This is a genomic window from Rhodoferax koreense (assembly GCF_001955695.1).
Taxonomy (GTDB): Bacteria; Pseudomonadota; Gammaproteobacteria; order Burkholderiales; family Burkholderiaceae_C; genus Rhodoferax_B; species Rhodoferax_B koreensis.
This window is the reverse complement of record NZ_CP019236.1, coordinates 891,654-913,629: the sequence shown is the minus strand read 5'-3', so window position 1 is coordinate 913,629 and position 21,976 is coordinate 891,654. Positions and strand designations below refer to the sequence as shown.

19 protein-coding genes are annotated in these 21,976 nt (G+C 64.8%); 4 read left to right on the top strand and 15 right to left on the bottom strand.

Annotated elements, in window-relative coordinates; all coding sequences use genetic code 11:
* Positions 1–16: 16 nt before the first annotated feature.
* Genes RD110_RS04330 through rfbB form a run of 13 tightly spaced genes read right to left on the bottom strand, consistent with a single transcriptional unit; the run spans position 17 to position 17,726 of the window.
* Entirely contained in the window at positions 17–1,597 is a 1,581-nt protein-coding gene (locus tag RD110_RS04330) for an FAD-dependent oxidoreductase (protein ID WP_076197037.1), read from the bottom strand.
* Positions 1,594–2,844 (bottom strand): NAD-dependent epimerase/dehydratase family protein, encoded by a 1,251-nt coding sequence (locus tag RD110_RS04325; RefSeq protein WP_076197035.1) that lies wholly within the window; start codon positions 2,842–2,844, stop codon positions 1,594–1,596. The genes RD110_RS04330 and RD110_RS04325 overlap by 4 nt, the downstream gene beginning before the upstream one ends.
* Positions 2,841–3,239, bottom strand: coding sequence for a GtrA family protein (locus RD110_RS04320; RefSeq protein WP_076197033.1), 399 nt, complete (start codon positions 3,237–3,239; stop codon positions 2,841–2,843). The genes RD110_RS04325 and RD110_RS04320 overlap by 4 nt, the downstream gene beginning before the upstream one ends.
* Positions 3,236–4,033: a class I SAM-dependent methyltransferase gene (locus RD110_RS04315; protein ID WP_204250023.1), complete on the bottom strand. Its 798-nt coding sequence runs from the start codon at positions 4,031–4,033 to the stop codon at positions 3,236–3,238. Before RD110_RS04315 ends, RD110_RS04320 begins: the two co-directional genes overlap by 4 nt.
* A complete protein-coding gene (locus RD110_RS04310) occupies positions 4,030–5,040 on the bottom strand; it encodes a glycosyltransferase family 2 protein (RefSeq protein WP_076197029.1) in 1,011 nt (336 codons plus the stop codon). The genes RD110_RS04315 and RD110_RS04310 overlap by 4 nt, the downstream gene beginning before the upstream one ends.
* Positions 5,037–7,514: a glycosyl transferase gene (locus RD110_RS04305; RefSeq protein WP_157900052.1), complete on the bottom strand. Its 2,478-nt coding sequence runs from the start codon at positions 7,512–7,514 to the stop codon at positions 5,037–5,039. The genes RD110_RS04310 and RD110_RS04305 overlap by 4 nt, the downstream gene beginning before the upstream one ends.
* Positions 7,511–12,145 (bottom strand): glycosyltransferase, encoded by a 4,635-nt coding sequence (locus tag RD110_RS04300; RefSeq protein WP_076197025.1) that lies wholly within the window; start codon positions 12,143–12,145, stop codon positions 7,511–7,513. The genes RD110_RS04305 and RD110_RS04300 overlap by 4 nt, the downstream gene beginning before the upstream one ends.
* On the bottom strand, positions 12,145–13,395 hold the full coding sequence (locus RD110_RS27730) for an ABC transporter ATP-binding protein (RefSeq protein WP_076197023.1): 1,251 nt from the start codon (positions 13,393–13,395) through the stop codon (positions 12,145–12,147). Before RD110_RS27730 ends, RD110_RS04300 begins: the two co-directional genes overlap by 1 nt.
* A complete protein-coding gene (locus RD110_RS04290) occupies positions 13,385–14,257 on the bottom strand; it encodes an ABC transporter permease (protein WP_239467167.1) in 873 nt (290 codons plus the stop codon). The genes RD110_RS27730 and RD110_RS04290 overlap by 11 nt, the downstream gene beginning before the upstream one ends.
* Positions 14,254–14,838 (bottom strand): dTDP-4-dehydrorhamnose 3,5-epimerase, encoded by a 585-nt coding sequence (gene rfbC, locus RD110_RS04285; protein ID WP_076197021.1) that lies wholly within the window; start codon positions 14,836–14,838, stop codon positions 14,254–14,256. Before rfbC ends, RD110_RS04290 begins: the two co-directional genes overlap by 4 nt.
* Positions 14,838–15,722 carry a glucose-1-phosphate thymidylyltransferase RfbA gene (gene rfbA / locus RD110_RS04280; protein WP_076199094.1) on the bottom strand — a complete coding sequence of 295 codons (885 nt, stop codon included), beginning with the start codon at positions 15,720–15,722 and terminating at the stop codon, positions 14,838–14,840. Before rfbA ends, rfbC begins: the two co-directional genes overlap by 1 nt.
* A gap of 20 nt (positions 15,723–15,742) precedes the next feature.
* Entirely contained in the window at positions 15,743–16,633 is an 891-nt protein-coding gene (rfbD, locus tag RD110_RS04275) for a dTDP-4-dehydrorhamnose reductase (RefSeq protein ID WP_076197019.1), read from the bottom strand.
* Between the two features lie 10 nt (positions 16,634–16,643).
* Entirely contained in the window at positions 16,644–17,726 is a 1,083-nt protein-coding gene (gene rfbB / locus RD110_RS04270) for a dTDP-glucose 4,6-dehydratase (RefSeq protein ID WP_076197017.1), read from the bottom strand.
* A gap of 280 nt (positions 17,727–18,006) precedes the next feature.
* Here rfbB and RD110_RS04265 point away from each other — a divergent pair, with 280 nt between their 5' ends.
* The 4 genes from RD110_RS04265 to RD110_RS04250 all read left to right on the top strand — a co-directional run bounded on the left by RD110_RS04265 (position 18,007) and on the right by RD110_RS04250 (position 20,423).
* A complete protein-coding gene (locus RD110_RS04265) occupies positions 18,007–18,522 on the top strand; it encodes a phasin family protein (protein WP_076204357.1) in 516 nt (171 codons plus the stop codon).
* A gap of 66 nt (positions 18,523–18,588) precedes the next feature.
* Complete coding sequence (locus tag RD110_RS04260; RefSeq protein WP_076197015.1) at positions 18,589–19,296, top strand: TetR/AcrR family transcriptional regulator; 708 nt, start codon at positions 18,589–18,591, stop codon at positions 19,294–19,296.
* Positions 19,297–19,337: 41 nt separating this feature from the next.
* Positions 19,338–20,111 (top strand): tetratricopeptide repeat protein, encoded by a 774-nt coding sequence (locus RD110_RS04255; protein ID WP_076197013.1) that lies wholly within the window; start codon positions 19,338–19,340, stop codon positions 20,109–20,111.
* Positions 20,112–20,168: 57 nt separating this feature from the next.
* The gene (locus RD110_RS04250; protein WP_076197011.1) at positions 20,169–20,423 is read left to right on the top strand and encodes an acyl-CoA-binding protein; all 255 of its coding nucleotides are present in this window, start codon (positions 20,169–20,171) and stop codon (positions 20,421–20,423) included.
* Between the two features lie 10 nt (positions 20,424–20,433).
* On the opposite strand, the gene RD110_RS04245 is transcribed toward RD110_RS04250, so the two are convergent.
* Together RD110_RS04245 and RD110_RS04240 are read right to left on the bottom strand one after the other, a co-directional pair.
* Complete coding sequence (locus RD110_RS04245) at positions 20,434–20,748, bottom strand: polyhydroxyalkanoic acid system family protein (RefSeq protein ID WP_076197009.1); 315 nt, start codon at positions 20,746–20,748, stop codon at positions 20,434–20,436.
* A complete protein-coding gene (locus RD110_RS04240) occupies positions 20,741–21,829 on the bottom strand; it encodes an aminopeptidase (protein WP_076197007.1) in 1,089 nt (362 codons plus the stop codon). The genes RD110_RS04245 and RD110_RS04240 overlap by 8 nt, the downstream gene beginning before the upstream one ends.
* Positions 21,830–21,976: the final 147 nt, after the last annotated feature.

Here is a 21,976-nt window from a genome sequence, read left to right as displayed (position 1 = left end):
TTCGGCTTCGTTTTCATCATATAAGTGTAGGGGCGATCAGCCGACCGATCCGGTCAGCATTGGCCATCAGGGTAAGGGTGTGTGATTTCTCTGGCAGCGCGGGCAAGCATGCGCCGTCGACCACGTGCACATGGCGCAGCCCACGCACTTCGCCTTGCACCGAGGTCTGCCCGGCGCCAGGATCGGCCGCCATCGGCAGCGTGCCAGCATAGTGGATGTCGCTGCCCGGCCGCCCGGGCGTGAAGCTGCCGGGCAACATCCAGGCGTTCATCTTGCGGTAGGCGCCGGCTAACTTACGCCGGGCTTCGCGCAGCAGGTCCTCGACATCGGCTTGCCGCCAGCCTCCCTCAATGCGCAGCGTATCGCGGTCGTCCAGACGCGCCCGTGCGTCGGACAGCTCGCCGGGGAGGAACAGGTTGCCCACCACGCAAGATCCGAGCAGGTCGCGGAGCACCTGCAAGGCGGTGCTGCGGCCGAGCGGCAAGTGGCGGGCCAGCTCCCACATTGGGATGCCGGTGGTGGCAAAGGTGGAGCCGAACGCCGTGCGACCGCCAGTCAGTTGCAAGGCGTAGGACAGCTGACCCAGCCCGAAGCCACGTTCGCGGGGCTGGCCCAGAAGGCCGGGTAGCCAGAGAAGGAAGGCTGCTGTGGGACAGGACAGCAGCGGTACCGGCTCGCGCCGCTGCAGGGCCTGCAGCACCAGGCGGGTGCTCGCCAGCGTGCCAGCGGCCACGAACAGCCTGCGCGCGGCGAGCCTGGCGCACGTGCCGCTAGGTTCGCGCAGTTGCACTACGGTTCGTTCGCCGTCCACCACGATGGAGTCGACCAGATGCCCGGGCAGCCAGTGGAAATTCGGGAAGGCACGCAGTCGCTCCACGTCGGCAGAGGCCGAATACATCGCCTGGCGGCTGCAGCCGAACAGGCAATTGCCGGCTAGGTCGCAGGCCTGCCGGTCCTCGCGCGGGCGCGAGAGCACAGCGACGCGCGAGCGCCCCAGCCGAAAACCGCCCTTGCACAGCGACGTGCGGGCCTTCGTGTACCGCCGCCACATCGCTTCATGCGCGCGGTCCATAGGCACCGGAGGATCGCAGTCCTCGTCCAGGCCGAAGTAGTCGCTTAGGTCATCGCCCCCCCCGCCGCTCAGGCCCATGCGCCGGGCGACCTCGCGGTACGAGGGACCCAGATCGGCGACGGGAAACGGCATCCGCGCTTCGGCGTCGCTAAAGCGCGCCACGCCGCAGCCCCAGGCATTGGACAGCCCGCCGGTAGCCAGCGAGCCCACAGCGACGAAGGGCGTGGCGGCGATACGATTCGCCAACTGGAAGCCTTCGAAAGCAAAGGCTTGAGTCGGCACGCGCAGCTTGGGCGAAACGGCGTCCATGGCCCTAAGCGCGTGGAAATCGCGGCCGATCATCCAAGCCCATTGATGCGGGTCGGTCGCGCGCGCTGTCAGGAAATCGGCCCGGGGCGGCGCGACCGCCTGCGTCCGGCCGCCATCGAGCATCGCCACGCGCAACCCCGCCTGCACCAGCGGAAACGCGGCCGAGACGCCGGCCGGACCACTTCCGATGACGATGACGTCGAAGTCGGCGCTCATAGGCGACCCCTCGGCGTGCGTGCGTTCCGAGTCTGCCGCGCGCTACGGGGCAGCACCGTCCGGACGCAGAGCCAGAACACTTCGGTCAAGACCGCACTCGACAGGCCAAGCACGGCGCGAGCAGGGCCGGTCGGCTGGCCCACGCGCAGGAAAAGCGCGGCGCCTTGCGGCGTCGCCTCGGCCAGGGCTGTGGCGCTGTCCAGCCGCCATGCGAGTTCGAGGTCAGACGGGCTTTCCAACAGTCGCAGCCAAGCTGGCCGGCGCAGCGCCCAGTCAGGCAGGCCCAAGGGTTCGGCCTCGCGCACCGCCTCGACAGCACGTGCATGGCGCATCACCAGGTCGCGGCGTGGCGAAGTGCCTAACACATAGCGCAGAACCGCCCGAGATTCAGCCAGCAGGGTTCGCCGTGGACGATGCGTGCGCTGCATTCCCTCAGCCAGTGGGCGCAGGCACAGACCCAGCATATCGAGCGAAGCACGCGTGTCCATGGGCTGTAACGCAAGCAGCGAGCCAAGCCGCTCCAGCGCGTCCACGCGGTGAAAGCTGGCACGGCGCGCAAGTTCAATTAGCACGACCGGCACGGGAACGAAAAGGCGCCAGCGACGGAGGCGATGCTGCGCAATCGCGCGCAAAAATTCGGTAAAGGAAACCGGCTCGGGCTCACCCACCTGGAAGACCGTCGCGCCCGCCATCGCCGCACCAGCAGCCACAATGGCCTGCGCCAAGTCGTCCACGTGCACAGGCTGCACGCTGGGTGCCGGCAGCAGCGCAGGCAGCAGTGGCAGGCGACGCACCAGCCCCACCAGCGTGCCGAACAGGCCGGTAGCAGCACCGCCATACACCTGGCCCGGCCGCACCACGACGCCCGCCCCTTCCAACACGATGCGCTCGATGCGCCACTTGGTGCGGCCATAATCGGTCGGCGCGTCCTCGCGCGCCGTCTGGCTGGAGACAAACACCAGGCGGGCGTCGGCCGCCTTCGATTGGTCGGCCAGGGCCTGCGCGCTGGCAATCTCGCTGGCGGGCGACAGCATGCCGCGCCCGGAGGTGTCGGCCGCCAAGTGGATGACGAGCTGGGTGCCGGCAGGCAGGGTGATGTCCGATGGGCGGCCGAGGTCGAACGGATACCACGACCACCCAGCGACCGGCCGGCGCGCTGCGGCGATCACATCGTCGCCGCGCGCCTCGAGCGCTGCGACGACGCGCCGGCCGATGTAGCCGCCTGCTCCGGTCACCATCACCTTCATTTCAGCGGTCCGTCCTGTGGCTTACGAGGCTGCTCGAAAACCAGCTTCTTGCTGACCCAGTAGGTGAACACCAGGATCAGGACGTCGGCCATGAACTTCGCCACTGCGGGATGCGAAAACCACCGCAGCAGTAACGCCAGCAAACCGGTGGTCAGCGGAATGTTTAGCCCCAGCAGCGCGAAGTAGCGAACGCCCTGCCCCAGCGAACTGCCAGCGTCACCCACGCGGAAGGTGAAGCGCCGGTGCGCCGCGAAGGCGAACACGCCGGCAGCAAACTTGCACACTAGGTTGGCCGTCAACGGCGCCAGGCCAGCGACCGACATCAGCAGCAGAAAGCCGCCGAAATCGATACCGTAGGCAAACAACTGGACCAGGCCATACCGCAGGAAAGTCACGCCGCTACCCGCTTGCGAATCACCACCACATGGTGCAGGCTCAGCCACCGGTTCATGGGCGAGAGACAGCGTTGCGCGAATTCCACCAGGCCAGTGGCGCCGTCGGGCAACAGCTGGCGGAAATTCAGGCCACCGGACAACAGGTACTTGAGGTAATTGGGCAGCACCTCATGGTGCACGATCTCCAGGCCCGGATGGCGTCGCAGGAAGGCCTCGCGGTCACGCACAAACACCAAGTAACTCAAGGCCTGGTTGGCGCCGTTCATTGGGCCGCTGGCATCGGTCTGCCAACCGGGCGCGGATTTGTCGAAACCCTCGGTGCGGAACAGGCGCTTGAACAGCATCCCCGCGAATGGGCCGTAATAGGGCTCGAGGATCACCGCGCCGCCCCCGGGCGTGAGCACGCGCTGCAGTTCGTCGAAGAAGCGGTCAGGGTCGGGGAAGTGGTGGAAACAGTTCTGCCCGAAGAAGACTCGCACCGAGTGGTCTGGCAGGTCCATGGCCAGGGCGTCGAGCACCCGGTCCAGGTGCGGACCGGCAACCACGTCGGTTGAAATGACATCAGGATAGCTTTCGCGCATTGGCGCCACGCCGGCCCCCAGTTCGATGCGCAGGCCTGTACCGCTTAGAAAGCGCCGGTCCAACCGCTCGAACAGGTGGTGGAATTCGGTGAATACCTCGCGCAGCATGCGCTTGCGTTGCAGCATCGCACCGTGCATAGACAGACGGTCGGTGCTGTCCACGTTCATTCCCCGCAAACTCGGGTCGGCGAGCCTGTCTAGCAGCCACCTCATGGCAGCCTCCTGGCGCGCAAGCGGGGTCCGGTCGAGTGGCGGACACGGCGCGGCACGGAGCCGATGTCCTGGCCGAAGAACGCGAGGACCAGTTGCAGGCCGGTGAGCACGGGCAAACCGGCCAGCATCACGGTGCCGGCCGTGGTCACGATGCCGAGACGCGCCGATTCGATCCAATGCCAAGTACCGTACACCGCCCCGAAGAAAAACAGGAACAACCCCAGAGGAAGCTCAAGCGATGCAAGGGACATGTCGCGCAGGTAGTAGTTGTAAAAGATGCGCTTGCCGAAATTGCGGGCATGCTTGAAAAGGAAGTCACCGACGATGCGCGAGATTTTCAGGTTGCTCACCTCATCGGCATAGCGCGCAGCCATGGGCACGTCCACAGCCACCGCACGTGCAACGTTGAGACGGAACAGGATGTCGGTCTCAAAGAAGTAACGCCGGCTGATCTTGTCCAACGGCAGGTGCGAAAGCACGTCCACGTGGATCGCAGTGTAGCCGTTGGTTGGGTCGAACAGGTCCCAGTAGCCGGTGGAAAACTTGGCCAGCAGCGAAAGCGCGGCGTTGCCGAACACGCGCATGCGCGGCATGGATTGCAACTGATCAAGATCGAAGAACCGATTGCCCTTGGTGTAGTCGGCCTCACCGGCAAGAATCGGGAAGACGAAGTCGTCGATCAGCCCCGGGTCCATCTGGCCATCGCCATCGATCTTCACAATCACCCGCGCCCCATCGGCCGCGGCTCGCAGATAGCCTGCAATCACCGCGCCGCCCACGCCTTGGTTCTCGAGATTGAACAGCACATGCACACGTGGGTCACGGCTGTCGCGCTCGACCAGGCGTCCCGATCCCTCAGGACATGCGTCGTCGACCACATAGATGCGCCACACGCGCGCGGGAATGGATTCAATCACACCCAGTACATGGCGTGTCACCCGAAAGCTGGGGATGACGACAGCGATCCGATCATCGGCGGACACAGGGAGGGACGGCACTTTGCTCATTGACGAAAGGAGTTCCTTTTGAAAGTCACCGGCCGAGCCGTGTGCGCGCTCGCATAGACCAGCGCCTGCGCCGCCGACTGCGGCGCAGTCACTTCCATGGATTCGGTCGAGGGGAGATTGGTGCATTCGATTACTTGAATGTCGGCCTTTATGAAAGCGCCTTGAGCATCGACCCAGTTAATCTGGATGCGAGCTGGCGCAGGCTCATCGCAAGCGATCTCGATGGTATTGAGGTAGCGTCGGCCAGGATGGACCGGCACGGCTTGTACCGACGGCGCTGTCACAGTGACTGTCATGGCGCCCGCAGTCCCGCGGCTGCCCTCCGGTAAGGACCACGCACCTGCCGATTCGAAGCCGGGGTCCTTCAATAACTCTTCATTAAAGCGGTAGCGCAGTGCTAGCCGCCGTATGGCGAGCCCGCCGTGCCGGGACACAGGTTCGGTGATGGAGTTGAGCGCATCACGCCCTGCTCGTGGCCATCCTCCATCGAGGATGACGTACTCCACTTGCGAAGCATGCAGCACACCCGCCAGGGCCTGTGGATGGTTAGCCGCGTCTAGGATCGCCTTCGTGAACTTCAGATTGAACCAATAGTTAACCGTCAGAGCGTCGGCATCTAGCGGGCCACCCACGCCGCTCACCGCTCCGGGCGGCGCGAGCAGCGCGACCGGAAGGCGCCTGATATTAAGCGTGTTCACCGTATCGACTGCCTCGCGGATCGGCGCGCGTTCGCGCAGCCACTGCTGCCGCGCCGTCCGATCAAATACGGTATGCAGCGCAAGGTCGCGGTAGGGAGATCCGGAACCGAAGAACAGCAGATTCAATACAACCGCTGCGAACGCACCGATCATCAGGGCCTGGGGTACGAGTCGCGGCAGCCCTTCTTGCGGTGACAGCGCAACGCCGGCAACGGCCGCAAACAGGACAAAGGTTGGGAACACATAGCGCAAGTAACTCACCGACTGAAACGCCAGCACCAGCGCAGCGAAACCGAAGGCGGCCAGCGCTAAGGCCCGACCGCGGCGGGCGAACGTGAGGGCCAGCACCGCCGGCACGATCAACAGCAGCCACTGGAAGCCGCCGGCCCCAACAGTCGCTTCAAGAAATCGCTCAACATGGAACACCACGCGGTACGGCAGGTCCCAGCTCACGCCCTTACCAAAAAGCGACGCACTCTCGAAGTTACGGGGCGGGAAAAGGGGTGAACGGAACACCCCGTTAAAGAACGGGAAAACAGGATTGTCTGTGACACGCCAGGCCTTAAGGTAGGGAATACCACCCACCACAATGACCACCAGCACGCCCAAGCCCAGCAAGCGCAAAGCGCGCCGCTTAAGCCAACTCCGACCGCCGAGTAGCAAGCCCAAACCGAGCAAGGGCAGCAGCGTCAGCGTGATGGCCTTGGCTGCCAGGGCAAAACCAACAAACAAAGCGCATGGCAGAAGCTCGCGGGCACCCTCCTCCGATTCGGTGTATGCACGTGCTAGGCTAGCCACGGCGGCGACCGTGAAGGCGGCCCATACTGATTCGATGAACAGGCTGCTGCCTTCGGTGAACGTGAGAGGCGTGCTCAGAAAGACCAGCACGGCCCATCGCGTGCCGCGCTCATTACCACCGGCCCATAACACCAGCACGCGGATCATGGCCGCGATGCCGAACAGGAAACCCACGTTCGCCAGACGTGCGGCCGTCTCTCCGCCCAACATGTAGGGCATGGCGAAGACCCAGTCGCCCAGCATGGGCATCACGGCCCAGATGTAGGTCTGCGCATCAAAGCTCCAGGCATGGCGGGTCTCGAGCTGATGGATCGCGAACAAGTGCATTGCCAACGCGTCGTAGCCAATCTCGGGTAGATAGGCTACGGCAACATAAATCGTAGCGACAGCAGCGATCGCCGCGTCCAGCCAGCCTGCGCGCTGCGCGAGCGGCCTGCGCGCGGCATCGAATGCTTCGCGTAACTCGGCCAGTACAGCGCTTGTCTCGCGCCGGGCCACCACCACGGGCAGAAGCAGTACGATCAGCCAGGTCCAGGGTTGGTGCCACGGGCGCGCCGCCAGCACTTCGACCAGCGTGGCGAAGAAGCCGGCGCCCGCGAGGAGGGCCTGCCAGCCCTCGGGCGGGCGGCGAAGACCCAGCAGCCGCAACACCAACCGGCCGGTGACCGCCCAGGACAGCGACACCACCATTAATGCTGGAATAGCCGCGCCATGGCCGCTGGCGAGGGCGCAGGCCACGGCGAACAGCGTGACCACCACCCATGCAGGAATGCGCAAGACGGTCGTCACCAGGCGTGCGATCACCACCGCCGCCAAGAAGACTTTGATCTGCAGCGGCAGGTTCAGGCCGCCATTCGGCAGGTCGGCCGGCCATTGCAACGCCTTCAGGCCGGTGAGCATCCACGCCGCACCAGCGGCCAGGAGCGCGAGCACGGCCAGCGTGCTTAGGCAAGCCCATCGATGCGAAGGGAGGTTCACGCTCCGACCCTCCGGAACTGGAGCAGGTCGATGCCTTGCACGGCCGCTTGGGGCAAATCGTCCGCGGCATGCAAGAGGTCGATGTCGGCGATCTCTTCACCCGTTCGCGCGAGCGAAGCCGCGACCTCGCGCGGCGCGGCGACCAGCAGTGTGCCGCCGGCACGCAAGGATCGCACCGTGGAGGCAAGGGTCTGGGGCGGTGGCGTAATGCCGATCGCTAGGTCTAGTACGCCCGGCGGCGTATCGGTGGACGTGCGCTCGACCCATGAGATGCGCGAGAGCGCATCGATCAAGGACGGCGCGTGCACCGCTGTGCCGTCGACGAGGCCAATCTTGACGCGCTGACCGAGGGCTGCCGCTGGCAACCGCGTCAAGGCCTGCGCATGCACCCCGATGGATTCGCCCAGCCATTGAAGGAGTGCAGAGGCAAGCCGGCGCTCCAGCGCGCTAGCGCGGCAGTACTCGCAGACCCATGCGCCATCGGGTCCGCCCTCGCCCGCCACCTGAAAAAAGCGGCTGTTGCGGTCGCACACGCTGCATTGCCCGTTGGTCCAAGCACAGCCAATGAACTCGGCCGGCACCTCGGCATGCACGCGCCGCGCCGCGTTCTGAGGCATGGGCGCGCGATCACGCCGGTAAGCATGCGGCTTCCACGATCCCCACTTGGCCTCGTAGACGACGCGGTTCTGGTCGAACAGCGCCTGCCGGTCGGTCTGCTTGAGCTTGTTGAATGAGGCCGACAGATGATGGTGAATAAAAACGTCCTCGGCACAGACGATACGCAAGCCCTGCTGCTCGACGCGACGGCAGTAGTCGTCATCCTCGAAAAAGCCACGGCCGAAGGCCTCGTCCAGCGGACCGACCTTCTCGTAGACACCGCGCGGCATAGCCACGCAGAAGAAAGCCACCGTGTGCACCCCGAAGTTCACACCCAGGTGGCGGCGCGTGAACGCGGCCGAGCGCTCCAGCATCTGCGTCATGTCATCGTAGGCGATCTCGAGCTTCGCCTCGTTGCCAATGTTGTTGGTGACCGGCCCGATTAGGCCGATGGTCGCGTCGCGCCGCATGTGCGCGATCAACGTGCGCATCCAGCCCGGCGTGACGTGCGTGTCGTTGTTCAACAGGATCAGGTACTCACCGCGCGCGATCTCCAGCCCCACGTTGTTGCCAGCGGCAAAACCCAGGTTATCTGCGTTAAGCACTAGCTTGCGATTGGGTGCGCCCTCGGCCCACTCGCACAGGAACTCCGGGGAGCCGTCGACCGACGCGTTGTCGACGACGATGATCTCCATCGCCGGATAGTCCGTGTAGGTGTCCAGGCTGGCAAGGCAGGCTTTGGTGAGGGCGAGATTGTTGTAGGTGACGACGATCACGCTAACCAGCGGCTCGTCGGCCGGCGCCTCGACCAGCGAGACGATGTCGTGCGCGCGATGGCGCCAGGTCTGTTCACGAGCAAACGCCTGGCGCGCCTCGCGGCCCATAGCCGGGTCGGCCGCAAGCGCGCGCGCGACCGCATCGAGATACGCGTCGTGGGTGGCGGCCGTCTCGATCAGATCGCCGAACTGCTGCGTCTCGGGCAAGGTCGTGGCGACCACGGGCTTGCCGGTGCCGAGGTACTCGTACACCTTGACCGGGTTGGTCGCCAGCGTCAGCGGGATAATGCGGAAAGGTAGCAGGCAGACGTCGAAGCCGTGCACGTAGAAAGGCAGCTCCTTGTAGGAAAGCTCGCCGGTAAACTGCACATTCGGAACGTTGCTCAGGTGCGCCGCGGCGCCGGCGGAATCGTTGCCCACCAGCAGCACCAGGCAGTCGGCGAAACGCCGGGCTATCTTTTCGACCAGCTCGAGGTCGAACCACTCAGCGATGGCGCCGATGTAGCCGATCACCTTACGGCCGCCCGGGTCGCGGAACATCGTGTCGGGAATACGCGCGAAGTGCTGGTAGTCGCCAGCGTTGCGCACGATGTGGCAATGCGCGGTACGCGGCGTCAGCACCTCGGCCAGCCAGGCCGAGGTCGCGATGGTCACGTCGGCGTCGCGCAGCAATTGCTGCTCGAGCGCGAGGATGCCCGCGTCGTTATTACCGAAGCCCTCGTGGTGGTCCATGCAGTCGTAAACCAGCCGACTGTTCGGCAGCACGCTGGCCACGCCGTGCCAGAAGGAGTGCTGCACGAGCGAGATGACGCGCCCGCAGTCGGCCCATTCCAGAAGCTCTCCGACGCTGGCGCGCAGCTGCGCCATTACTGCGGCGTCGGGCGCCCGGTGGTAGATAGGCGGCGCACCGCGTACGTACAGGCGGATCTGGAACAGTCGCCCCGCCTCGTCCAGCGGCTCAGCGGTGAAGCCCGGCCCGGCGTTGTCCGCCAGGTGCGCCGATACATAAAACACCCGTCGGCCAGTGGCGGCGATGGCCTGCGCCAGGTGCTGCGGTCGCTGATGGCGGAAATGCCAGTCGATCACACCCCAGAAGATGTAGTCAGCGTGCCCGGCAACGCGCGGGGCCGGCCTCGCCGATTCGAGGACGACGAGGCCCGGCGCGGCCGGTTGCGTAACGCGCACGCTGCGCCGTATACCGTGGTAGGCACTGCGCAGTTGGTTGCGCACCGGCGCCGGCAGAGGAAGGCGCGCAACCCTTGTCTTGAGCGCATTCTCCAGCTTGCGCAGATCAGCGGAATCGACACCATAGCGCGCCCATCGCATCGCGACCCGCATGGGCCGCGTCAGGCGCCACGACTTGGACGCCAGCACGCCTTGCAAGGCAGCCTGGTTGGCATCGAGCGTTGATTGCACCTGATTTCGCGCGGCGAGCGCGGTATCCCGGTCGGCGAGCGCGGTATCCCGATCGGCGAGCGCAATATCCCGGTCGGCGAGCGAAGTGTCTCGTTGGGCAAGCGCGGCATCCCGATGGGCAAGCGCGGCATCCCGGTCGGCAAGCGCCGCGTCGTGCGCGGCTTGGACCCGCTCGACCTTCGCCTGCTTCTCTTCCAGCAGGTGCAACGACTTCGTCAACAGGCTTCGATGCGCCTCATCCATCAATTCATGAAAGCGAGCTTCGCCGTCGCCGTCTTCGGCGCAGGCAAAGTGCTGCGCCAGCGGAGGCAGCGGTTGGCGGGTGGCGACGATGAACTGGCGATAGAACGGCGCCTTGAAATCGTGCCGATACAGGTCGCGATTGAAGATGCGGCTGACATGCAAGGCCAGCTCGCGCAACGATGGGGTCTCCCAGGTGTTGATGACAAAGGTCAACAGCGTCTGCAGCCAGGGCGCGTGGCCGTGTCCGACGACTTGGCAATGCCATCCCGCCGTCTCCAGCCGCGTCACCGTACGGGCCAGCGAAGGCAGTCCGTAGGTTTGGTGTTCCTCCAGCCAAGAGTAGTCGCGCCCGTAGGTCTCGCGGTAAGCCTTCTCGATGTGGTCATCGACCTGGACCGCGTCCGTGGCGTCGTTGCACGGGAAGCCGATCACCAGCCCCCGCCCGCACAGACTGGAGAGGCGATCGATAAAAGGGTCGCGTTGAGCCGGGGCGATGTGCTCGAACACATCGACGGCCGTGACGTAGTCGAACTGACGGCCGTCCAACATCGGTGAAAAGACGTCGTTCGCGAGGCAGGCGGGCTCGGTACCGGTCGGAATCAGCGGATCGACAAAATACATCTGCGAACCGGGGATAAAGCGCTTGAACAGACACTCCGGACCGCTGCCGATGTCCAGCACGGTGTTCTCGTCGCCGACTCCGCCCAGCTTCAGCAGATCGGCGCACGCCTGGTACCGGCTGTACTGGTCGAACAGCATGGTGTTCGCGGGATTAGAGATGGCCAGCAGGCCTTTGGCGAGCAACGCGCTGCGATGGTCCTGCACATATCGCGGCAGCTGCGTGTCGGGCACGATCTGGAAGGTCAGGCTACGCCCGAGTAGGTCGCGGCCGCTGTCTATCGCGTCCTCGATCGCGTCGAGGTCCTTGAACTGTGGCGCGTTGAACTCGTCGTGCGCGAAGGCTTCAATCTTGGCCACGGCGTCCTGCGCGCTGCCGAGGTAGCTGAAGTGCCAGCCACCGTCTTCAATGATCCGGAACGGACCAGTGGCCGCCGCAGCTGCCACACCTTGCGCAAGCATCACCGAGTGAGAGGCGACGATGCGCCTTCGAAGCGTCGCAGGTGATTCGAGGTCGCGACGTTGCACCACAGCCGAACATGGCAAGTGGCTCATCTCCACGCAACCCATGTTTAGGCGGTAGTAGAAAAGCCGCTGATTCAGCAATGCGACCATGCCAGCTTCCAGTTCACTCGGAATGGCTTCTGGCCGCGGAATCTCGTCCGCGTCAGAAATGATGACGAGATCTTCTGCGGCGCAGTCGCCCAGGCCGCGCATGATGGCATCGCGCTGGAAGTGCTCGCGATCCCAGGCCGACGCGCCTTCGGGAAAGTCGTCGACCACCACGTGCTCGATCTTGCCCAGAAAGGCCGCGAACCTCTGCCGGTTATCGGCGAAGTGCAGAGGCTTGGGTTGCCCCTGGAACGAACGCGTGGCTTCCACTAACACGAATCGATCGACATGCGGCGCGAGCAGGTTGAGCCGAATCTCCAGGAGATCCAACTCGTTGAAGAAAATGAAGGAATCGAAAATGCGAGTCATCAGGATACGTCCGCCGAAGAATGCGAGGTGCTTTCCTCGAGTGAAAAACGGGCATCGATGCCCAGAAGCGTGTAGACCTTTACACGTTCATCGACATCGAAGACGATGCAATCGGGCATCAGCACCTCCGTGGTCGCCTTGTCGGCGTCCGACTTGGAATCGATCGAGAACGTCAGCGAATAGCGGCCACCTGCCAGCAAGGGCAGTTGAAACTCCATGCACACGGCCACCGACCCGCCGGTCGGGGGAACAGGCACCGTGAGCGGCGCGATGTCCGTGTTGGAACCGGCAATCTCGATCGCACGGTTGTTCCGCAGCGAGAACCCGACGCGGAACGTCTGGCCGGCCGGCACCGCGCGGTTGCGAATCTCTATGCGAACAGCCACGTGATCGCCGTGGGTGAAGCTGGAAACTTCCTGGCCGCTGAGGTTCATCAGCACCGGTTGCGGCACCTCGATGCGAAGCGCGCGGTGGCTCGACATCTCAGGCCTGCTCGCGATGACCTCCGCCCCGATGTCGTCCGACCAGTTCCGGTAGGCGTCGACGACGGCGGGCGCATTGCCCATCTCGCGCACCTTGCCGCTGTCCAGCCAGATGGCGCGATCGCACAGCATCTTAATGGCGGTGGTGTCGTGCGACACGAGGAGAATGCTCGCGCCAGATTCCTTCAGCGCGTTGAGCCGACGGAAGCACTTCTGCACGAAGCGGTGGTCGCCGACCGCCATCGCCTCGTCCACGAGGAAGATCTCCGGATCGGTGTGCACGTGCAACGAGAACGCCAGCCGCACGAACATGCCGCTCGAGTATGTTTTCACCGGCTGATCGATAAATTCGCCGATGTCGGCGAAGGCCGCGATGTCGTCGAAGCGCTCGGCGATCTGCGCTTCGGTCATCCCGTAGACCGACGCGCCCAGCATCACGTTTTCACGGCCGGTGAACTCGGGATTGAAGCCGGCGCCGAGTTCAAGCAACGCAGCTAAGCGGCCACTGAGCCGCACGTCGCCGTGCGTAGGACGCAGGGTTCCCGAGAGAATCTGCAGCAGGGTCGACTTGCCCGAGCCATTGCGGCCGATGATGCCCAGGGTTTCGCCGCGCTTCACCTGGAACGATACGTTATCGAGCGCACGGAACTCCCGCACGTTACGCGTGCGGCCCAGCAGCAGGTGCGCAAGCTGATCCCGCGGATTGCGATACAGGGAATAAGTTTTGCCGAGGTTGCTGGCCTGAATCACCAGATCATCAGAGGACATCGGCAAACCCCTTGCGCGTCTTCTGAAACAGTGCAAAACCGCAGGCCGCGAACGCCAGCGAGGCGGCTGCATAAATCGCCAGCCCCGTCCAGTCGGGCAGATGGCCCATGATGGCCACGCGCCGCGCCTGCTCAATCACGAACGTCAGGGGATTGAGCATCAGCACGCGCTGAAACCCAGGAGGCACCGCGCTGACCGGATAGAACACCGGAGACAGGAACATGAGAACCGCAGCAACCATGCCCATGAGCGGCGCCAAACCACGCAGATATACGCCCAAGGCCGCCAGGCTCCATGCGACTCCTAGACTGAGCACGAACAGTGGCAGCAGCACTACCGGGAACAGCACTGCCGTCCAGGGTACGGAACCTGTAAGGAGCAACTGAACGAACAGCAGCACACAGCCACTCGCGACAGCGTTGACCGCGGACACGACCACCGAGACCACGGGAAGAATCTCCAGCGGGAAGACGACCTTCTTGACGAAGTTCGCGTTTTGGATGATGGCGTGGGGCGCACGCGCGAGCACCTCGTTGAAGAACTGCAGGACGATGGTTCCGGCGAACAGGATGATGGCGAACTGCCCTTTGGATTCGGTAGCCGAACCCGCATCCCAGCGCGCCTTAAACACCTCCGAAAACACGAAGGTGTACACAACGAGCATGAACATCGGAACCACGAAGGTCCAGGCAAATCCCAGCACAGAACCCTTGTAGCGGGCCGTCAACTCGCGCAGTGAGAGCTGTCCGAGTAGCCGGCGGCTAGCCCACAGGCTGCGCGCCGCGAGCCACAGCGACACCGATTGGGAGGCATGCGGATTCCTCCAGGCGCCCCCCGAGTATTCTTGGTTTTTCGCGATCAATCGGCACTCCCTAGCGAAGCCCTTTCAAAAGCTTCTGTCTCGACGAGCAACTTGCCCGCACCGTCCTTGCTGGAGAGTAGTGGCGCGGAGACACCCACCCGCTCTAGCGGCCATTCGATGCCCACCGTCGCATCATTCCATATGATCGACCGCTCATGGCTCGCCGCGTAATAGTTGGTCGTCTTGTACAAGAAATCCGCCGTCTCGCTCAGCACCAGGAACCCATGCGCGAAGCCCGGCGGAATCCACAGCTGCTTGTGGTTCTCTTCACTCAGCTCCTCACCCACCCACTGCCCGAATGTCGGCGACGACTTCCGGATGTCCACCGCCACGTCGAACACCGCACCACGCGTGCAGCGCACGAGTTTGCCCTGCGCATGCGGCGGCAGTTGGTAATGCAGGCCTCTGAGGACGCCTTTGCTGCTGCGACTGTGGTTGTCCTGGACGAACTCCACGTGGTGGCCCACGGCTTCGTCGAAGGCCTTGCCGTTGAAACTCTCGTAGAAGAAACCGCGCGCATCACCGAACACCTTGGGCTCGATCAGGATCACGTCGGGGATGGCCAGTCGGGTCGCCTGCATCAGTACACCTTCTCTTTCAGAATCCGTTGCAGGTATTGGCCGTAGCCGTTCTTGGCGAGCGGCTTGGCCAGCTTTTCCAGCTGGGCGGCGTCGATCCAGCCCTGGCGGTAAGCGATCTCCTCGGGGCAAGCCACCTTCAGGCCCTGGCGGTGCTCCAGCGTGGCGATGAACTGGCCGGCTTCGAGCAGGCTCTCGTGCGTGCCGGTGTCCAGCCAGGCGTAGCCGCGGCCCATGATCTCGACGTTGAGCTGGCCTTGCTCGAGGTAGAGGCGGTTCAGGTCGGTGATCTCGAGTTCGCCGCGCGGCGAGGGCTTCAGGCTCTTGGCCAGTTCGACGACCTGGCCGTCGTAGAAGTACAGGCCGGTGACGGCGTAGTTGGACTTCGGCGCCGTGGGTTTTTCTTCGAGGGAGAGCACCTTGCCCTCGGTGTTGAACTCGGCCACGCCGTAGCGTTCAGGGTCGTGCACGTGGTAGGCGAAGACGCTGGCGCCGGCCGTGCGGGCATGGGCGCTGGCCAGCAGGTCCTGGAAGTCGTGGCCGTGATAGATGTTGTCGCCCAGCACCAGGGCGCTGGGGGCACCGGCCAGGAACTGCTCGCCGATGACGAAGGCCTGGGCCAGGCCGTCCGGGCTGGGCTGCACGGCGTACTCCAGGCGGATGCCCCACTGGCGGCCGTCGCCCAGCAGTTGCTCGAAGCGCGGCGTGTCCTGCGGCGTGCTGATGATCAGGATCTCGCGGATGCCGGCCAACAGCAGGGTGGCGAGCGGGTAGTAGATCATCGGCTTGTCGTAGACCGGCAGCAGTTGTTTGCTGATGGCCAGCGTGGCCGGGTGCAGCCGGGTGCCCGAGCCGCCGGCGAGGATGATGCCTTTGCGTGGTGTCATGGTCTGGTCTTCTTCTGGGTTCAAAGGATTTCGCGCAGCATGCGGGCCACGCCGGTCTGCCAGGGCGGCAGCACCAGGCCGAAGCTGGCCTGCAGCTTGTCGGTGTTCAGCCGCGAGTTCTGCGGGCGTTGGGCCGGCGTGGGGAAGGCGCTGGTGGGCACGGGGGCGATGGCGTCGGGGGCGACCTTGATGTCCACGCCGGCCGCACGCGCCTGCTCGATGACGAACTGGGCGTAGCCGTGCCAGCTGGTTTCACCGCCGGCGACGGCGTGGTACAGGCCGAACTTGGCCGAGTCGGCCTGGGCGGCGCGGATGGCGTGCGCGGTGACGTCGGCCAGCAGTTCGGCGCCGGTGGGTGCACCGAATTGGTCGTCGATGACGGTCAGGCGGTCGCGTTCCTTGGCCAGGCGCAGCATGGTCTTGGCGAAGTTGCCGCCGCGCGCGGCATAGACCCAGCTGGTGCGGAAGATCAGGTGACGGCTGCAGTGGGCCGCGACCAGTTGCTCGCCTTCGAGCTTGGTGCGGCCGTACACGCTCAAGGGGCCGGTGGCGGCGTCTTCGCGCCAGGGGGTGCTGCCGCTGCCGTCGAAGACGTAGTCGGTGGAGTAATGCACCATCAAGGCACCGATTTCTTCGGCGGCCTGGGCCACGACGCCGGGCGAGGTGGCGTTGAGCTTGCGCGCGAACTCGGGCTCGCTTTCGGCCTTGTCGACGGCGGTGTGGGCCGCGGCATTGACGATGACGTCGGGGCGGATGGCGAGGACCGTCTCGGCCAGCGCTTCAGGCCGACTGAAGTCGGCGGCGTAGTCCGTGCTGTCGAAGTCGAGGGCGACGAGTTCACCCAGCGGTGCCAGGCTGCGCTGCAGTTCCCAGCCGACCTGGCCGCCTTGGCCGAAGAGCAGGATTTTCATGCGAGGACCTTCATGCGGAGGCCTGGACGGCTTCGGGCTTGGCGTATTGCTGCTCGACCCATGCGCGGTAGGCGCCGCTTTGCACGTTCTGCACCCAGTCGCCGTTGGCCAGGTACCACGCCACCGTCTTGCGGATGCCGGTGTCGAAGGTTTCGGCGGGCTTCCAGCCGAGTTCGGCCTCGAGCTTCCGGGCGTCGATGGCGTAGCGCCGGTCGTGGCCGGGGCGGTCGGTCACATAAGTGATCTGCGTGCTGTAGCTCGTGCCGTCGGCCTTGGGGCGCAGTTCGTCGAGCAGCGCGCAGACGGTCTTGACGATCTCGATGTTGGGTTTTTCGTTCCAGCCGCCGACGTTGTAGGTCTCGCCCAGGCGGCCGGCTTCGAGCACGCGGCGGATGGCGCTGCAGTGGTCCTTGACGTACAGCCAGTCGCGAACCTGCATGCCGTCGCCGTACACGGGCAGGTTTTTGCCGGCCAGGGCGTTGACGATCATCAGCGGGATGAGTTTCTCGGGGAAGTGGTACGGGCCGTAGTTGTTGGAGCAGTTGGTGGTCAAGACCGGCAGCCCGTAGGTATGGTGCCAGGCGCGCACCAGGTGGTCGCTGGCGGCCTTGCTGGCCGAGTACGGGCTGTTGGGCTCGTATTTGTTGTCTTCGGTGAAGGCCGGGTCGGTGGCCGACAGGCTGCCGTAGACCTCGTCGGTGGAGACGTGCAGGAAGCGGAAGGCGGCCTTCTCGTCGGCGGGCAGGCCGCTCCAGTAGCCGCGCACGGCCTCCAGCAGTCGGAAGCTGCCCAGCACGTTGGTCTGCACGAAGTCTTCCGGGCCGTGGATCGAACGGTCCACATGGGATTCGGCGGCGAAGTTGACGACCGCGCGCGGGCGGTGTTCGGCCAGCAGCCGGGCCACCAGGGCGCTGTCGGCGATGTCGCCCTGCACGAAGTGGTGCCGGGCGTCACCCTGCAGGCTGGCCAGCGTCTGCAGGTTGCCTGCGTAGGTGAGCTTGTCCAGGTTGACCACCGGCTCGGCACCACATGCCAGCCAGTCGAGGACGAAGTTTGCGCCGATGAAGCCTGCGCCGCCGGTTACTAGGATCATGGGTGTTTAGTGTTTTTACGGAAAAACTTCCATTATCACACCGGGTTTTCCCGCTCTCGTAACCGGGAACCCAGGCACTTTTACATCTGCACTCTGGCGAAAGCCTGCCATCACCCCCTGTTCCCGGGGATTTCTTCAGGCGCCATCTGGGCAGCCGACGCCTTGCAAACGGATCGATTAGGACGCCACATCTAAACGACAAACGGTACAACCCTTAAAGTAGTCAAATGCAGGCGGCCATTAATGCCGAAATGTGAATCTGACCCAACTGGAGAATGCCATGGCCAAGCCATCGAACCCCACCGACGAGACGTCGGAACCACCCGCCGGCAAGGCCGGCACGGTCAAGGATTCCGCCCAGCAGATCTGGCTGGCCGGGCTGGGCGCATTTGCCAAGGCGCAGGAAGAAGGCAGCAAGGTCTTCGAGGCACTGGTGAAGGAAGGCATCGGCATGCAGCGCAAGACCCAGGCCGCGGCGACGGAAGCCACGAGCAAGATGGCGAGCATGGCCAATCTCGCCAGCGGCCTTGCGGCGCGGCCAGCCGGCCCGTGGGACAAGCTGGAAAACATCTTCGAGGACCGCGTGGCCAAGGCCATGTCCAAGCTGGGCGCGCCGTCCGCGCAGGATTTCGAAGCCTTGACGGCGCGCATCGACGAACTGAGCCGCCAGGTCCAGACGCTGCAGGCCCAGCCGCGTCCCGCCGCGAGCAAGGCCGCACCGCGTGGGCGTGCCTCGACCGAAGGCGCCGCCCCGGCGCCGGCCAAGCGCACACGCAAAGCGGCATCGGGAACCTAGCGCCTTCCCTAGGTTCCCACCGCCCGGGTGTGGGTTAGAGTGGTCCCTACTCTACGAAGGCCCTCCATGGCGAAGAAGCCGCCACGCCGTACCGCGGAACGCATCCTGGAAGTCACGCTCGAGCTGTTCAACCGGTTCGGCGAACCCAATGTCTCGACCACGCTGATCTCGGCCGAGCTCAACATCAGCCCGGGCAACCTGTATTACCACTATCCGGCGAAGGAAGAGCTGATCAATGCGCTGTTCGGCCGCTTCGAGACCCACCTGACCGAGCTGCTCGGCGCCAGCGAAGGCGTGCAGGATGTGGAAGACGCATGGTTCTTCATGCACAGCCTGTTCGAGCTCATCTGGCAATACCGCTTCCTGTACCGCGACCTCAACGACCTGCTGAGCAACAACCGCCGGCTGGAGACGCATTTCCAGTTCGTGCTGAAAAACAAGACCCAGGCAGTACGCACCCTGCTCGACGGCATGAATCGCTCCGGCGCGCTGCACATCGACGCGCGCGAGGCCGAAGCCACCGCGACCAGCATGGTGGTGGTGCTCACCTACTGGCTCAGCTTCGAATACGTGCGCGATCCGCGGCGTGCGCTCGAGCCCGAAAGCGCCCAGCTTGCGCTGCTGCGCGGCGCCCACCACGTGCTGCACCTGCTCGTCCCCTACCTGGAGCCACACCAGCGCGAACATCTGCTGGGTCTGGTTTCTGCCTATACGACGCAGCCCGTATTGCAGTCCAATCCGATGGAACCCACCTCGGCGAAAGAAACAGCCTGAACACACACCGCCACGGAACACCCGCCTCCCAGGAGACAGCCATGCCCCAATGGAGCCCCTTCCCCCATGCCGGGGACTATGCGTTCAGCCCCGCCAGTGTCCGCAAGAGCTGGGCACGGCTGCACCTCGGTGACACCGAGCCGCTGCCCAAGGACGCCCGCGTGCTCGAAGCCTGGACGCTGTTCCACAACGGCGATTTCGAGCGGGCGGCCGTCGCCGGGGTGAAAGCCGGCGGCGCCGGCATCACCGCGGCCAACAAGGCCACCGCCATCTACGCCACCTACCTCGAGCCCAAGGAGAAAACCAAACTCGACCTGTTCATGGAAGTCGCGGCACGCGCCGAAGCCCAGGCCAAGGCCGAGCCGGACAATGCCAACGCCTGGTACTGGCATGCCTATGCGCTGGGCCGTTACAGCCAGGGCATCAGCGTGGCCAAGGCGCTGGCGCAAGGCCTGGGCAGCCGGGTCAAGGATTCGCTGGAGCGCACCATCAAGCTCGCGCCCAAACACATCGACGCCCACATCGCGCTGGGCGCCTTCCATGCCGAAGTCATCGACAAGGTCGGGGCGCTGATCGGCAGCATGACCTATGGCGCGAAGAAGGACGTGGGCCTGAAGCTGTTTCAGGAAGCGCTGCGGCTGAACCCCGGCTCGGTGATCGGCATGATCGAATACGCCAATGCGCTGGTCATGCTCGAAGGCGACAAGAAGATGGCCGAAGCCACCAAGCTCTACGAGCAGGCCGCCGCCAGCCAGGCGCTCGACGCCACCGAGCGGCTGGACGTGGAGATGGCGCGCAGCGAACTCGCGAGCTGATCCACAGCGGCCAGGCCCTAAGATGGGCGGTCATTCCACCCTGATCCGAAAGCCCCCATGCCCGATCTCCAAACCGCGTTCGAAGCGGCGGTCGCCGACTCGCAGAACCTCAGCGAGCGGCCCGACAACGCCACACTGCTCAAACTCTATGCCTTGTACAAGCAGGGCAGCCTGGGCGACGTCGCTGGCACCAAGCCCGGTTTCGGCGACATGGTGGGCCGCGCCAAGTGGGACGCGTGGCACACGCTCAAGGGCACGCCGCGCGAGACGGCGATGCAGCAATACATCGACCTGATCGAATCCCTGGGCTGACCGCCCGTCCTCAGGCCGGCTTTTCGGCCAGCAGGGCGTCGAGGTTCTTCGCGATCTCGGCTTCGATGCGGTCCTTGAAGCTGCCCAGCAGGAAGCCGAGCTTGGCATCGAGCACGAAGCTCTCGCCGGTCACGCTGAGCGTGCCGCTCACGCCAGCGCGTTTGAAGCTCAATTCGTCCGCCCCACCCGCCTCGCCCTCTTCGCAAGGTTCGTAGCGGCACTCCATGTCGAACTTCCGTTCGGCCTGGGCGGCCCATTCGGTGGCCAGGGCGCGGGCGGCCGGCAGGCCGAGGCCATGGTCGCGTTGGATATGGATGTCAGGCACCGGGGGGCTCCAGAGGTGAGAGTTGTTGCAGGGCGCGGGTGCGTTCCGCCTTGGGCAGGGCGGCCAGGCGCTTCACCGCATCATAGAACTTCGGCCAGTCGCCGCCCTCGCGCGCGAACAGGGCCTCGAACGCCGGCACCAGGCCATCGTAGGCGGCCTGTACGCCGAACATCGCATTGTTGGCGCGCTGCACGAAACCGTCGTAGCCGGCAAAGCCGTGCCACGATGCCTTCAACGCCGCATAGTCGGCCCTGAACTGCACCATTGCTTCATTTTTGAGAGCGGCCTGCGCAGGAACAGTCTGCGTCTTGGCATCATTTTCCTTGTAGATCGCGGCCAACCGCTGCCTTGTTGCCAGCATCAGCGCGCGGAACTGGCGGCGCCGGCCGTCGAACTCGGCGTATTCGCGCCGCGCCGCCTCCGAACCGCGCTCGGCCAGCCAGCGCGCGCCGCCGAGCCGCTCCACCGCCGTGGCAAAGGATTCGTTGAACGGCGTGTCGTCCTGCACGTAGACCACCTGGTGCGCGAGTTCATGGAACAGCATGCGCGAGAGTTCGCCTTCGGGGTAGCGGATGAAGGTGTTGAGCAGCGGATCACCGCCGGCCCAGTTCATCCAGCCCAGGGTGGAATAGGCCGGCACACCGTAGACGCCGGTTTCCAGGCCTTCGGCGTCGAGCTGCGTGGCCAGCGTTTTCGCGTCCGCCTCGTCGAAGTAGCCACGGTAGCCGATGCAGCCGGTCACCGGGAAACACCAGGTCTTGAGCTTGAGCGAATACGGCGGCGCGGCCACCACGTTCCAGACCACGGCACGGCGGTGCAGGTCGGCATAACGGTGGTAGCTGGCGTTGTCGGGCAAACGCAGTTCGCTGACGGCGAAGCTGCGCATCTGCCGCGCGAGCACCAGCCGCTGCTTCAGGTCGGCCGGTGTTTCGGCGTCGGCCAGCCAGGCGTCGATCGGTCGGGCGGCGCGCAGCATCTGCAGATGACCTCGCGCCGACTGCAGCAGGTAGGCCGTGTCGGCGCAACCGGCGAGCAGCGCGACACAAAGACCGGCGATGGCGACCCGGAGGAATGGAGACACGGGGTGGGGCTGGCGATGGCCGTCAAGAACGAAGCCCAACAGTTTACTCAGCGAGCTAAAAACCAGCCTTGGCGGTCGGTAAAGGCGGCTTTGTCCTACAGGGTTAAACCGGGGGTCAATTGACGACGATTCCTGGATTTGGCAAAA

What these genes read in the sequence shown, in the direction of transcription:
- RD110_RS04330 (WP_076197037.1), bottom strand. Translation starts at nt 1,597, where the DNA reads ATGAGCGCCGACTTCGACGTCATCGTCATCGGAAGTGGTCCGGCCGGC.
- RD110_RS04325 (WP_076197035.1), bottom strand. Translation starts at nt 2,844, where the DNA reads ATGAAGGTGATGGTGACCGGAGCAGGCGGCTACATCGGCCGGCGCGTC.
- RD110_RS04315 (WP_204250023.1), bottom strand. Translation starts at nt 4,033, where the DNA reads ATGAGGTGGCTGCTAGACAGGCTCGCCGACCCGAGTTTGCGGGGAATG.
- RD110_RS04310 (WP_076197029.1), bottom strand. Translation starts at nt 5,040, where the DNA reads ATGAGCAAAGTGCCGTCCCTCCCTGTGTCCGCCGATGATCGGATCGCT.
- RD110_RS04300 (WP_076197025.1), bottom strand. Translation starts at nt 12,145, where the DNA reads ATGACTCGCATTTTCGATTCCTTCATTTTCTTCAACGAGTTGGATCTC.
- RD110_RS27730 (WP_076197023.1), bottom strand. Translation starts at nt 13,395, where the DNA reads ATGTCCTCTGATGATCTGGTGATTCAGGCCAGCAACCTCGGCAAAACT.
- rfbC (WP_076197021.1), bottom strand. Translation starts at nt 14,838, where the DNA reads ATGCAGGCGACCCGACTGGCCATCCCCGACGTGATCCTGATCGAGCCC.
- rfbA (WP_076199094.1), bottom strand. Translation starts at nt 15,722, where the DNA reads ATGACACCACGCAAAGGCATCATCCTCGCCGGCGGCTCGGGCACCCGG.
- rfbD (WP_076197019.1), bottom strand. Translation starts at nt 16,633, where the DNA reads ATGAAAATCCTGCTCTTCGGCCAAGGCGGCCAGGTCGGCTGGGAACTG.
- rfbB (WP_076197017.1), bottom strand. Translation starts at nt 17,726, where the DNA reads ATGATCCTAGTAACCGGCGGCGCAGGCTTCATCGGCGCAAACTTCGTC.
- RD110_RS04265 (WP_076204357.1), top strand. Translation starts at nt 18,007, where the DNA reads ATGGCCAAGCCATCGAACCCCACCGACGAGACGTCGGAACCACCCGCC.
- RD110_RS04260 (WP_076197015.1), top strand. Translation starts at nt 18,589, where the DNA reads ATGGCGAAGAAGCCGCCACGCCGTACCGCGGAACGCATCCTGGAAGTC.
- RD110_RS04255 (WP_076197013.1), top strand. Translation starts at nt 19,338, where the DNA reads ATGCCCCAATGGAGCCCCTTCCCCCATGCCGGGGACTATGCGTTCAGC.
- RD110_RS04250 (WP_076197011.1), top strand. Translation starts at nt 20,169, where the DNA reads ATGCCCGATCTCCAAACCGCGTTCGAAGCGGCGGTCGCCGACTCGCAG.